Annotated in this window: 14 protein-coding genes and 1 riboswitch; of the genes, 6 read left to right on the forward strand and 8 right to left on the reverse strand. The window is 36.2% G+C overall.

The window, feature by feature from the left end; translation table 11 throughout:
• Positions 1-26 precede the first annotated feature (26 nt).
• Positions 27-629 carry a MarC family protein gene (locus LC457_RS07630; protein ID WP_047421122.1) on the forward strand — a complete coding sequence of 201 codons (603 nt, stop codon included), beginning with the start codon at positions 27-29 and terminating at the stop codon, positions 627-629.
• A gap of 5 nt (positions 630-634) precedes the next feature.
• Positions 635-835: a hypothetical protein gene (locus LC457_RS07635; RefSeq protein WP_223599303.1), complete on the forward strand. Its 201-nt coding sequence runs from the start codon at positions 635-637 to the stop codon at positions 833-835.
• A gap of 354 nt (positions 836-1189) precedes the next feature.
• On the opposite strand, the gene LC457_RS07640 is transcribed toward LC457_RS07635, so the two are convergent.
• The 5 genes from LC457_RS07640 to LC457_RS07660 form a co-directional block, all read right to left on the reverse strand.
• Entirely contained in the window at positions 1190-2158 is a 969-nt protein-coding gene (locus LC457_RS07640; RefSeq protein WP_223599304.1) for a chorismate-binding protein, read from the reverse strand.
• A gap of 157 nt (positions 2159-2315) precedes the next feature.
• Positions 2316-2744, reverse strand: coding sequence for a PaaI family thioesterase (locus LC457_RS07645; protein ID WP_047378514.1), 429 nt, complete (start codon positions 2742-2744; stop codon positions 2316-2318).
• A 34-nt stretch (positions 2745-2778) separates the two neighbouring features.
• Complete coding sequence (locus LC457_RS07650) at positions 2779-3366, reverse strand: 1-acyl-sn-glycerol-3-phosphate acyltransferase (protein ID WP_213280243.1); 588 nt, start codon at positions 3364-3366, stop codon at positions 2779-2781.
• A gap of 316 nt (positions 3367-3682) precedes the next feature.
• Positions 3683-5404 carry a PspC domain-containing protein gene (locus LC457_RS07655; RefSeq protein WP_223599305.1) on the reverse strand — a complete coding sequence of 574 codons (1722 nt, stop codon included), beginning with the start codon at positions 5402-5404 and terminating at the stop codon, positions 3683-3685.
• 11 nt (positions 5405-5415) lie between these two features.
• The gene (locus tag LC457_RS07660; RefSeq protein ID WP_047421133.1) at positions 5416-5745 is read right to left on the reverse strand and encodes a PadR family transcriptional regulator; all 330 of its coding nucleotides are present in this window, start codon (positions 5743-5745) and stop codon (positions 5416-5418) included.
• 554 nt (positions 5746-6299) lie between these two features.
• Here LC457_RS07660 and LC457_RS07665 point away from each other — a divergent pair.
• Positions 6300-7001 carry a hypothetical protein gene (locus LC457_RS07665; protein WP_223599306.1) on the forward strand — a complete coding sequence of 234 codons (702 nt, stop codon included), beginning with the start codon at positions 6300-6302 and terminating at the stop codon, positions 6999-7001.
• 1 nt (position 7002) lies between these two features.
• Positions 7003-7593 (forward strand): HD family hydrolase, encoded by a 591-nt coding sequence (locus tag LC457_RS07670; protein WP_142718617.1) that lies wholly within the window; start codon positions 7003-7005, stop codon positions 7591-7593.
• Between the two features lie 58 nt (positions 7594-7651).
• On the opposite strand, the gene LC457_RS07675 is transcribed toward LC457_RS07670, so the two are convergent.
• Both LC457_RS07675 and LC457_RS07680 read right to left on the reverse strand, forming a co-directional pair.
• Positions 7652-8035 carry an acyl-CoA thioesterase gene (locus LC457_RS07675; RefSeq protein WP_002977578.1) on the reverse strand — a complete coding sequence of 128 codons (384 nt, stop codon included), beginning with the start codon at positions 8033-8035 and terminating at the stop codon, positions 7652-7654.
• A 117-nt stretch (positions 8036-8152) separates the two neighbouring features.
• Positions 8153-8333: riboswitch (cobalamin riboswitch) on the reverse strand.
• A gap of 34 nt (positions 8334-8367) precedes the next feature.
• Positions 8368-9165, reverse strand: a complete 798-nt coding sequence (locus LC457_RS07680) for a hypothetical protein (protein ID WP_223599307.1) — start codon at positions 9163-9165, stop codon at positions 8368-8370.
• 258 nt (positions 9166-9423) lie between these two features.
• On the opposite strand from LC457_RS07680, the gene LC457_RS07685 reads away from it, so the two are divergent.
• Positions 9424-10512, forward strand: a complete 1089-nt coding sequence (locus LC457_RS07685) for a GEVED domain-containing protein (RefSeq protein WP_223599308.1) — start codon at positions 9424-9426, stop codon at positions 10510-10512.
• Positions 10513-10595: 83 nt separating this feature from the next.
• Here LC457_RS07685 and LC457_RS07690 read toward each other — a convergent pair whose 3' ends face one another.
• Positions 10596-12743, reverse strand: a complete 2148-nt coding sequence (locus tag LC457_RS07690; protein WP_223599309.1) for a DNA mismatch repair protein MutS — start codon at positions 12741-12743, stop codon at positions 10596-10598.
• A 235-nt stretch (positions 12744-12978) separates the two neighbouring features.
• Here LC457_RS07690 and LC457_RS07695 point away from each other — a divergent pair, with 235 nt between their 5' ends.
• Positions 12979-13317: a hypothetical protein gene (locus LC457_RS07695; RefSeq protein WP_223599310.1), complete on the forward strand. Its 339-nt coding sequence runs from the start codon at positions 12979-12981 to the stop codon at positions 13315-13317.

Consider the following 13317-nt stretch of genomic DNA (forward strand, 5'->3'; position numbering starts at 1 on the left):
TTTGCGAAATTTTTAATTACAAAGAGATGGAAATTCTTGATGGTTTCTCTTTTAAAGAGGTCGTTACCAGCTTTATGGTTCTTTTTGCCGTTATCGATATTATCGGCTCAGTTCCCATTATAGTAAGTCTTCAGCAGAAGTTTGGACAGATTGAGGCCGGAAGGGCAGCACTTACTGCCGGTGCTATTATGATTGTTTTCCTTTTCGTAGGAAATAAGATCCTTAAGCTTATTGGAGTAGACGTAAATTCTTTTGCCATTGCCGGTGCTTTTGTGATTTTTGTCATAGCCCTGGAAATGATTTTAGGAATTGAAATCAATAAAACAACTGAGGCAAAGGCCGCATCTATTGTACCCATCGCATTTCCGCTGGTTGCAGGAGCTGGAACGTTAACTACAGCACTATCTCTGAGAGCTGAATTTCATGATATTAATATTATCTTCGGAATTATTCTTAATACAATTTTCGTATATTTGGTGCTGAAATCTGCGAAATGGTTGGAGAGAAAAATCGGGGATGCTACTTTGATGATCCTTCAGAAAGTTTTCGGAATTATCCTTTTGGCAATTTCAATTAAATTATTCACCGCAAATTTTGCCCAGCTGGTGCAGAATTATATTAATTTTTAAGAGTCATGAAGAAGTTTTATAAAGTATTTTTAGTACTGTTTATTGTATTCATCGCCATCAATCTTTATGCGATCAACTGGCAGACAACAGATATCTTAGGAGATGAAGATAACGTTAGGTTTGCATTCTCAGCCGGAGCAGCTGCAATAGGTCTTATCCTGCTTTTTGTAATGGATACCTGGAGCAGAATCGGTGTAAAGAAATAAATTGAATATTTTTAATATAGATATAGCCTCTTTTTTTGGAAGGAGGTTTTTGTTTTTTATTAGGTAGCAGAGGTTAGGTTATAGGTGGCGGTAGCAGGTAGTAGGTAGTAGGGAATTGTTGCCATTAGATTTCAATACTGTTTTTTGGATCAATAGGAGCGGCCTTTAGTCCGTTTAAATAGAATAAAATTCAATTGGCTCTAGCCAAAACTTAATATTATCACGCAAAGTTCGCAAGAGGAGAATAAATGGCTTTAAAATCGTTCGCAAAGGCGTTGCCACTCAGCAAAGAAAATATATACAAATATCTGTGCAATTTGTGGGAAAATTCTCACATATAAAAAACAATATCTTCTAAGAAATAACCAGATTTTTCAATATAGCCTCAGATTTCAGTTCCGTTTCCGTCCATTCTTTTTCAGGATTGCTTTGCGCTGTAATTCCACCTCCTACAAAAATATGTACAGCATCTTTATAAAGTCTTGCACAACGCAGATTCACAAAGTACAGAATACTCTCTTCGGTTTCGATTTTAATATATCCGGCATAGAATTCGCGTGGAAATTTTTCGTATTTACGAATGTTTTCATTGCAGAAATCTTTAGGAATTCCACAGACAGCCGGAGTAGGATGCAGATCCTGAATTAGCTTATCAAGATCCTCCGGTTTGATGATAGTTTTAAAATCCGTTCTTAGATGTTTTATATTACCGGAAATATGATCGTAGGTTTCCGATTGATTTACATTGTCAGAATAATTTTTAAGAATATCCTGAATATAAGTAGTAACGGGTTTTTGTTCTTCAATTTCCTTTTCAGACCATTCTTCAGATACCGGAAGAGTACCAGCTAAGGCCATCGTTTCAAATTGATGGGTAGATTTATTGAATTTCCCTAATAATTCGGAAAAAGCACCCATCCAGGCATTTTCGCCGTCATTAAAAAGATACCTGAAAGCATTTGGGTAAGATTCGCAGAGGTTTTTAAAGCTCGTTTTATAATTGATTGTATTAAAATCCGTAAAGATCTTTCTTCTTGAATAAACAATTTTGGGAAGATTGTTTTCTTTGATTACTTCAATCACTTCCCGTAATGTTTGACAATATTCTTCCTTTGTTTCAGCAGCAGTATTTGTTGGATCTTTGATCAATCCTTCGTTTGTGATTGAAGTATGAGCAAATTCTTCAGAATTAACTTCAACAATATTTCCATGGAAGCTGATGTGTTCTGAACCATTATAGGAATAAAAATTGACTGCATTTTTTATATTTTTTTCATCGGCAGACAGTAGTCTTTCGTCGAAAGGAAGTTTGAAATAAATCATGAGCTATGAAGGAATTTTGAAAATCAATGACCGGAAATTATACAGGAAATTCCCGGAGTAATTTTCCTTTCTGCAAAGGTATTACTAGTCTTAAAGATGTCAAAATAAAAAGAGCTTAAATTTATTTTAAGCTCTTTATTTTTTATGTTGTGGTAATTTATCTGTTAATGATATTATTTGTCATCGTAGTATGATTGATTAAAACCCCTTTTTCGTCACGGATTTCAATTTCTGAAACGTGCATGGTTTTTCCTTTTCTGATAAAGCGTGCTGTAGCGGTTACAATTCCGTCCTTTTTGCTTCTTAAATGATTGGAATTGATATTGGTTCCTACTCCGTAATATTTTTCACCATCGATAAATATATTGGACAGGCTTGACCCTAAGGTTTCAGCCAAAACACAGCTTGCTCCTCCGTGCATGATCCCAAACGGCTGATGTGTTCTTGGAAGAACCGGCATCGTGGCAGTAAGGGTTTCATTTTCCAGATCAATATCTATGAATTTTATTTCAAGAGTTTTTGCAAGCGTTACATCGCCCCAGTTATTGATGAATGCTAATATTTCTTCTTTTGTCTGACCTTTCATTTCTTATAATTGATTTTAATTTTGCATCTGGCATCTATTCAGTACCGGTTCCCATAATATTGGGATTCCAGTTTTCCGGAACTTTTGGAACAATATCGTTTTTCACATAATAGTCCTGAATTTCCTGCATGATTTCTGAAAAAGGAACGGATGCTATTCTTTCATACGGAATGGTATAACCCAGATAGACAATATTTCTTTTGAAATCACCTGCGGCCAGTACGATAGGAACTTTTGCTGCCAATGCCATATGATAAAACCCTTTTCTCCATTTTGGGACCCAGCTTCTGGTTCCTTCCGGGGTAATGACAAGACTGAAATCTTCTTTAGCAAACTGCTTGGCTACGAAATTAACCAGGTCATTTTTCTGGCTTCTGTCGATCCCGATACCTCCAAGTCCTTTTACAAGGCTTCCGTACCAGGCTTTGGTGTGGGCATCTTTAATAATGATTTTTAAAGGCTTTTCCAGGGACCAATAGGCGAAATTTCCTAAAATATATTCCATATTATGGGTGTGCGGTGCTACCACAAGGATACACCTGTTCAGGTTGTTGACATCGCCCTGCAGAACGACTTTCCAGCCTAATATTTTTAACATTGCTTTGCCTATCAGCTTTTTCATAGATTTCTTGAATTAAAAACAAAAAAGTATAACCAAATTTTGGTTATACTTTACAAATATATTGAAATATTATCGCTCTTAAAACAAACCGCTAATTAAATCTACGATTTTCATTACGAATTCCATTGCAAATTGTATCATGATAAGGTTGCGTTTTTGGTTGATTGGTTATTAAATTTTAGCTCTACGAAATTAAAACTTTTTTTTTACATAAGAAACTAAATATAGCTTTATTTTCACTTTTCTGAGAGAAGAAGGGTGTGAATTTCAAACGGTTGCCATCCACTCACACCTTCTAACCACTCTCTGAAGTTAATTATTTAGTTTGTATGGAAATTTCGTTTTTTCCGTCTTTGATCTTGATGTCCATATCTTTATTTGATTTTTTGATATTGGACACTGCAGAATCAATTACTTTCTTTGCCTGGTTGTTCGGAACTTTTTTACCATTTACGATGATACTGTCCTTATCATCAGAGTTGTACTCAATACTGGAACCGTTTACCGTGATTTTATTTTTTTCAATTCTTACACTGTTGTTATCTTCATCACTGTCCTGTTCATCGTCATTGATACCGTCTCCATCTAAGTCACCATCCATGTGGATATGGTTTTTATTCATTGAAATAACCACTGCTTTTTGCGGAACTACAAGTTCATAGTCAAGGCTATAGTCTCTGAATCTGTGCTCGTATGGATATTTGATATAGTTTGGAAGGAGTATTTTATTGTTTACAACTTCTACTGGAACTGTCAGCTGAATTGGGAAATTGTATCCTTTTCCTTCTTTTTTAATGATCAGATAAGGTGTTTTAATATCTGGCTTTCTTGTTACATCTACTGAGATATAATCTTCTTCGAAAACTGTTCTTTTGTCAGAATAAATATCATTATTGTAAGCTTTAAAATTTTGAGGGATGTTGATTTGCTTTACATCTACATACACTGTATCTGAAGTAGTATTGATGGCTACATTCTCTACATCTTCCTTACTTCCTCTGTAGATCATGTCTTTCTTAGCCATGCTTATTCCAAAATAAGTTCCCAGTCCGATCAGAAGAAGAAATAAACCTCCTACTACCCATCCGATGTTTCTCAGTTTTGTTTTTGGAGAGAATATTTTAATACTTAATAAGCTGAAAAGGATTGCCGGAATTAAGCTTCCGATGACCATCATGGCTGCCAATACTTTATCAAGCCCCTGGTCATCCATATAGAATCTGATTTCATTGGCACCAGGAAAGTCTGTATCCATCCCGAAAAGACCGAATAATACAAATACTCCGATAATGCTTCCTACAGCCATCAATACGAAGAATCCTCCTACGATATACTTGAATACATTCCAAACTCCGCTTCCTGCGTTGTTGATGTAAGGCTTGTTTTCGTTGTATATTTCTCCGACCCTCTGAGTAGATTCATTGGCAAACTGAACCAATTTATTAGACTCATTCTTAAGATTGTCGAAGTTCATAGGCTTTCCCTGCATTTTCAGGAAATCTGCCGCTGTTTCAGCTTTTGGAAGTACAATCCAAAGGATTACATATAAAAGACCGATCAATGAAGAAGAGATTGCTGCCGTGAAAATTCCTAAGACGAAAATTCCCAGCCAGATGGCTCTCATGGTAGTAATATCCATTCCTACATATTGAGCTAAACCTGCGCAAACACCTGCTACTTTTTGTTTTTCCGGATCACGGAACAGTTGTTTCTTATCGGTATAATTGTTTCCTGAATAGTTCTTTCTGGTAGATGTTTTTTCAGAAAAATAAGCCTCTTCCTGTTCTTCAATTTTTTCCGGGCTTCCGATCTGTGCGATTACCTTTTCTACATCGGTATCGTTGATCACTTCGCGTTTTCCCAGAGAATCTTTGAATATCTCCACCATTCTTATTTCTATGTCATGCATTACCTCATCTGCCTCAGAAGCATCCAGTGAGCTTCTCAGTGCGTTCAGGTAATCGCTGAGCTTTATATATGCGTGTTCTTCTATTGTAAAAGAAAAACCTGCGAGTCCTATTGAGAGTGTCTTGTTCATAGCTTTGTTTTTTAATTTTGTTGAGTGATGTGGTTTACTGAGGCTGTCAGCTCATTCCATGTGTTTTGAAGTTCATCCAGGAAAAGTTTTCCTTTTTCTGTGATCTGATAATATTTTCTGGGTGGCCCTCCTGTAGATTCTTCCCATCTGTAAGAGAGAAACTCTCCGTTTTTAAGTCTTGTAAGAAGAGGGTAGAGGGTTCCTTCCACTACATCCAGTTTTCCTTTTTTCAGTTCGTCAATTAGATCAGAAACATACATTTCGCGATTATTGATGAGACTTAGAATACAGAATTCCAGAATTCCTTTTCGCATTTGCGCTTTGGTATTTTCGGTATTCATCTTTGATAAGTTTTGTTAATTAGTTATATAATTTTCGAAGTTCGGAACCTAGCTAGTTGTACCTATTTCGATTTTACATTACAAAGATATGTAAATAAAATGGTATTATGCAATACAAAGTAGTGAAATTTTTAAAATAAATAATATAAAATATTGATAATCAATTAAATAATTTTATTAAGAATTTTAAGAAAAATGAATTTAAGTGAAAAATAGTTGAAAAGTTGTTAAAATTTTTGATGTGATTGAGAAAAATATTGAGAAACAATTCAGATTACCCCATTACTAATTGCTCATTATTCATTAATTATTTCATTGATCACTATCTCATCTAGCCCCGATAGCAGCGGTTACCCCACAGCAGATTGGCTTCTGGGTGGTGCGAGGAGTATGAGCGTATAGCGGGAAACAGCTTCTATCACTAAAGACTCTTTTATTTAATGGTTGTTAATTTGTTTCAGATCCTTACAGATAATAAGGCCGGGATTTTGAGATCGGTATTATGATTCGTATTTTTGTTAGGAAAAAAACACCTAAATCTATCTACTATTAGCATGAATCTATTAAATACATATAAGCATTTATCGGCTTTTGTTTTACTTGGGCCTGCATGTTTCGGACAATATCAGTTTGAAGTAAAAAATGTATCAAATAAATATAACGCAATCATCCATATAGAAAATTGTAATGATGGCCAATGTGGGGGAAAAGGAACGGTAGAATTGTTTGACAATAATAACAGCAAGGTACAGAGTTTTGTTTCTGATAATCTTGTTTTAAATCCGGAACAGGGGCAAAAATTGATTCCGGGGAAACTGATTCCTCTGACAAATGACCAGCGTTCAGTAATTATAGATGATTTTAATTTTGACGGAACCGAAGATGTAGCGATAAGGAACGGAAATATGGGAAATTACAGTTCGGCTTCTTATGATGTGTATGTATTCAACAGCACAAGAATGGCATTTGTAAAAAGTGAAGAACTTACAGATCTGGGCTCAAGTGGCTTTGATTTTTTTGAAACAGATGCCAAACGCAAACGTCTTATTTCCTATGGTAAATCCGGATGCTGCAGGGTTTTCACCACTGAATATGCCGTTATTCCGAATAAAGGACTGGATAAGGTCTTTGAAAAGGAAGAGGACATGAACACTGAAGGTCAGGTGAAAGTAATAACCAAAGAAAAGATCAATAATAAATGGATTACCAAAACAAAGGTATATCCGGCAGATCAATATAACAGAAATAAAAAGTAAGATGAAAATTCAGAAAGAAATCGACTTTATCCTGGCAGTGGATGCCTTGAAAAATGTACAGAGAAGAAATTATAATGCTGATGATTCCCGAAGAGAGAACACGGCAGAACACTCCTGGCAGATTATTATTCTGGCTCAGGTTCTTTTTCCGTATGCTAAAAACCGCGCGGATATTGATCTGTTGAGAGTAATAAGAATGCTTTCTATTCATGATCTGGTGGAAATAGAAGCTGGTGATACTTTTATTTTTGATGAAAAAGCAATGGTAGGAAAGTTTGAGAGAGAGAAAGCATCTGCCCAAAAGATTTTCGGAATCCTGGACGAACCTTTGCGTACAGAATTTTTCAATCTGTGGCTTGAGTTTGAAGAGGAGAAAACCCCTGATGCTATTTTTGCCTGTGGGATTGACAGAATTATGCCATTTATCTTAAATTCTCATACTTCAGGAAAAAGTTGGACAGAAGCCGGAGTAACAGAAAGACAAATCCGGAATATGCTTGAAAATGCCATCAATAGAGCTTCCGACGAAATGGGAGAGGCTTTTGAACTGCTGTTGAACAGAAGTCTGGAAACGGAAAAAGTGGTGAAATAAAATGTAAAGAACATAGAATAAGCTTCGGGCGGCCAGAGGCCGCCCGAAGCTTTATTATTTATAGTATCTGGATTGGTTTCTTGAATTCATCAATCGCTACAAAAGTAAAATCACCCACAATGGCTTTTTCTCTTTCGTAGGAATACATCTGCTCGGTATAGATCTCAACATTTACTTTCATACTGGTTTTTCCCACGTAGGAAACTTTCCCGATCAGTTCTACAATAGTTCCGGCAGGAATAGGTTTTTTGAAATCGATCTTGTCACTGCTCACCGTTACCACTCTTTTTCTGGCAAATCGGGTGGCTGTAATAAAAGCTACTTCGTCCATCAGCTGCATGGCCGTACCACCAAAAAGGGTATCGTAATGATTGGTTGTGTTAGGGAAAACCGCTTTAAAGATTCTGGTTTCGGATGCTTCAATTCTTTCTTCTGTAGTCATATATCATTATTAATTAAAGCGAAATGAAAACGATATTAAAACAACAGAATAATGACAGGAACTTAGAGAACCCCTGAAACAATCCATCAGATCAATACAACTTCAAATCGCGAAAGTTATTTGTTTAAAGAAATAGGCAGGTCTCCTGACTTGTAACATCTTTTATCTCCTTCCCATGCCTCGCACAGTGGATCTTTGATAAAGATTTCAGTTACTTACAGTTGCGCGACAGTCCGTGATTTTCACACGGTTCCCTTTTAATCTGCAGTGATGCAGAACCAATTTCTGTGATGAATAAGCGTTAAAACTTTTCGGGTGCAAAAATAATGAATTTATTCCGGATTATGGTAAATAATCTGGCTGATTACTCTCCCTTTCTTGATCGTCCACAGTGTGGTGTATCTGTTTTCTCCTGAACCATTTATCATGTATAAGAAAATATTGTCGGTATCCAGGGAGGTTACACCAATGTTCTCAAAATCCATTGTAGGCTGGAACATGTTTTTGATGGCTTCTCTTACAAAGACAGAACCTCTTCCGGGTTGTTGTACCCTGATCGATTTGATTTCAGTCATTCCTTCAGGAAGATCATTTCCGATTCCCCAGGGCTTTACTTTATCGATAGTCAGAAGTTTTCCTTCAGCATCTTTTTCCTTCTTACGATAGCCGGCGTTGGAAGGGTAGATATCAATTACTACTTTGGTTCTTTGGGCAGTAGGGACTTTCGGATCAGAATTATCTGTGAAAATAAGTGATTTTCCGTTTTTAGATTTGGAAGGAGTGTAGGCCGGAAGCTGATCTATATAAGCAATACGTTCTTTATTGACCATTCCTTCTTTATCAAGTGTTTCATACCGTACAAACGGTTTATCATCATCCTGTTTTTCAGGATATTTGATCCAGATCCATTCTGTTTCTCCGGGAGCAGGTTTTACATAAACAAATACATCTCCTTTACGCATACGGATCTTGTCTACAATTTTCCTGTAATTGTCTTTATGAACCCGTACATTGGCATATCCTTCTTCAGCTTTTACCACTCCGAAAGGAACTTTATTCTGTCCTTTTACAAGGGCTAAAGAAAAAATACTCAAGGCGGATATATAGAATGCTTTGTTTATGAAAGTCATTATGAAATTTTTTTGATCCCCAAATATATAAATTAAATGCTTTTCGGAACATAATTATACTGATGCAGTTCTTTAAAATCTTGTATTTGTTTCAAACAATGATAAGAAATAGGTTTTGACAGTGATATTCTCTTGAATGGATATGTTTTTTACTTGTATGATTTAAAAGTATTAAAAAAATACAATAATATGTGGTATAAATATCAGGTATGTTCTATAAAATCCCTATTTTTCAAGAGAATTTAAAAACTAATAAACATGACAAAAAAACTACTTTATGTATTCTCTTTTATTTTGGGGATTTCCAGCTTTCAGGCAGAAAACAAAATAGAAGCAGGATCAGAATCTTTATTTTACTGTGATACGAACGTTCCCACCGGTGTTCAGATGTCTGCCATAACCCTTACCTCCGGAACTGTTACATGGACCGCTGATCCGGATACCCCAAATAATTTTATCAGATACAGATTACCCGGAACTACTACCTGGATGGTAGCTACTCCTACACCGGGGCAAAATTCATTTACTATTACGAATCTGCAGCCTTGTACAGTTTATGAAGTGCAGGTAGCAAAAATATGCACTACTCAGGGAATGTGGTCAAACCCTATATTTTTTACAACAACACTGAATTACTGTTCTAGTGCCTCTACAGATACAAGTATGATGCATATTTCCAACGTTACAGTAACTTCTTCCGGAATAGCATCTCCAATGATAAGCGATTCCGGCTCTTCCAATTACACAGATTACAGAAGTGATCTGAGCCGTAGGGTAAAGTTTTATATCGGAAGTACAGGAAATAAACTTTCAGTAACCAATACCTGGACCGGTACTCCGGGTACGACAACTGTAACAGCATGGATAGATCTTAATGCCAACGGAATTTTTGAATCTACAGAAAGAGTTATGGTAGCAAATAATATCACTCAGGCTGCTCCGGCAGTTTCTGTTTTTACGATTCCAAGTCTGGCAGCGTTGACAACTTGTGGAGTAACCATGAGGGTTGTTACAAATCAAACAATGCCTGCAGATGCCTGTAGCACATTTACCTACGGAGAAGTTGAAGATTATGGCGTAGACTTGATAAATTTAACACTAGGAGTGGAAGAATCGGGGAAGTCTGTAAAACCGGAAATTTATCCTAATCCGGCATCTGATATTTTAAATATCTCCGGAATTTCAGAAGCTACAAATTATGAAATTTATAATGTTCTGGGGCAGAAAGCAGGTGAAGGAAAAGTTTCTGATCATAAAGTAAACCTTAGTCATTTATCCGAAGGAATTTATTTTATTCAATTGAAAGATAAAAACAGTGCAATCCGGTTAAAATTCATTAAGAAATAAAAATAAAAAAGAGAGAGTACCTTTTGGTGCTCTCTCTTAGTATTTGCGTAAATGAGTTTATTTTTTAACTCATTTAAGATTAATTAAATTCTCTCAAGTTCATCCGCATTAATCGTTGTCTTGAAGGTTCCATAGTTGACAATTACCTTGTTTCTGGAAATCTTTTCAATGGTTCCCACACTGGTACTTCCCGTAATACGAACACGCTGTCCGATTTTCATCCAAACAGCACGGTCACTTTTACGCTGTTCTTCCAGTTTTTCATTGGTTTCTGCAATTTTTTCAATCACTTCCTCCTTTTTCAACTGTTGCGTAATTTTTCTCTTAACAACCTGCAGACGTTTTGTTTCATCCTTATCATGACCTAATTTCCTGAATTTCTCCTGCTCAAGAAGTTTTACAAAGTCTTTTACAACATCCTTTCTGGATTTTCCCTTTGTATAGCTGTCGATGAAAGTTTCAATCTTATTCCCGAACTGAAGCTTACGGTGTTCCTCTTCATATAATTTCTGGAAATTGAACAGTTTCTGCTGAAGCTGGTCATTCAGTTTCTGAAGATTGTCACGCTTATCTTCTACAGACTCTTTTCTTTCTGCAAGATCGGATTTCAGTTTTTCAACTTCAAATTTTTCCTGCTGCAGCTTTACAATGGTCTTGTCAAGGTTAACGATATCGTGCTCCACCTTTTTCTTGGCAGAATGAATTATAAATCTTGGAATTTTATTTTTTTCTGCAACTTCAAAAGTAAATGAACTTCCTGCCTGGCCTACTTCCAGTTTATACATCGGCTCCAGTGTTTCTTCATTGAAGAGCATGGCTGCATTCTGGGCGTTGGGAAGCTGTTCTATCACCAGTTTAATGTTGGTGTAGTGAGTCGTGATAATGGCGAAACTCTTTTTATCATAGAAAAACTCCATGAAACTCTCTGCCAGAGCACCTCCCAATTCCGGATCAGAGCCTGTACCAAATTCATCAATCAATAGAAGTGTATTGGCATCAGCCTCACGGATGATTCCGGACATTTTCTTTAATCTTGATGAATAGGTCGATAAGTGGTTTTCAATGGATTGATTATCACCAATATCAGTCATTATCTTCTCAAAGAAAAACATTTCAGATTTGGGATGAACCGGAACCAGAATACCACTCTGAATCATCAGCTGTAATAGTCCTACCGTTTTCAGGGTAATTGATTTTCCACCGGCATTAGGCCCTGAAATACAAATGATTCTGTTATGTTCCGTTAAAGCAAGAGTCTGAGGGTAAATCGTTTTATTCTCTACTTTATTTCTCAGCCATAATAAGGGATGGTAGGCATCTTTAAGTTTCAATGTCTTGTGACGGTTGATCTTTGGAAGAATTCCGTTCACTAAATCGGCAAACTTAGCTTTCGCTCTTGTAAGATCCAGATCAAAAATATAAACCTGATATCTCCATAGCTGAGGTTGAAACTCTGCCAGTTCTGCAGTAAGCTGTCGGAGAACTTTGTCGATTTCCTTTTTCTCTTCCTCTTCACTTTCACGAAGCTTGAAGTAATGCTTTACAACACTGTCCGGCTGAATGTAAGTAATGGAACCTGTTTTGGAAATTCCAAGCGTTCTTCCGGGTACTCTTTTTTTGAATCCTGATTTTACGGCCAAAACCCTTTGGTCATCAATAATTGTTTCCCGTATGTCATCCAAAAAGTCACTCTGTCCGTAAGTGGTAAGGGCGCGGTTGAAATTTTCCTGTATCGCTTTTTTAGCAAGCTGAATTTCAGTTCTTATACCTTTCAAAGCTGGAGAAGCTTCATTTTTTACCTCACCAAAACGGTTAAAAACCTTATCTACTTTATCAATGATCTCTTTTCTGAATTCCAGTACAGAAACCTCTTCTAATAAAGTTGGGAATGTTTCCGGCATGGTAGGGAAGAACTTCTGCAGTTTTCCGATCTGTTCCGTGATGGTTTTTATTTTGATGAAAGCAGCATTTTCCAAACGGTAGTTTTCAATCAGCATCAATTTCAGCTCACTTTCAATATCTTCATATTCATCAAACGGAATCGCATTTGAACTTTCAAAACTCGACAGATATTCCGACGTTTTTTTTAACGAAAGTTCCGCCTCGTCTATTTCCATTGGGCGAAGTTGAAGAATTTTTTCTCTTGTTTTCGGAGAATACGCAAATGGGGAGATTTCCGCGAGCAATTGCGGAAACTCTAATTCGTCTAAATCTTCTTTATCTATATACACAGTGCAAATTTAGTGAGAATTTTGATTATTACGTATATCTGAGAGATTTACAGAATAAATTAACTTTGAATTGATGAGTATTTTGAGCTACTGCAATAAAATAAAGAAAGGAAATGAAAAGAAGCTTTTGTTTTCAGACCCAGTTTCAAAAGCGTTATAGTTATTGTTAAAATGAAAAAAGTTTGAATGGATAGTGCTTATAGTGTATATTTATTGCACTAATTAAATTATAACCATGAAAAATGTACTGCTTGCTCTTCTTTTCCTCTCGGTAGGAGCTCAGGTTCAGGCCCAAATTCAAAATCAAGAGACTGAAAAAGTTGAGAAAAAACCTAATAGCAGGAAAACCAAAAAAACTGGCAATAAAAAGCCTTCAGTCAAAAAATTAAAAAATAAAGTAGGCTATCATCATAAAAAAGCTGATCCTTATAAAATAGAACAGAAAAAAAGCAGTGATAAAAATGAGTCTATTGTCATTTATGAAAGAAGCTATTCTGTAAAATACGGGGTGTATTTATTTATGAATACAGACAAGAATGAGTTTTCAGAAACTTTGGCATTAAGAGGCTTATGA

This window comes from Chryseobacterium sp. GVT01B (assembly GCF_019970045.1).
Taxonomy (GTDB): Bacteria; Bacteroidota; Bacteroidia; order Flavobacteriales; family Weeksellaceae; genus Chryseobacterium.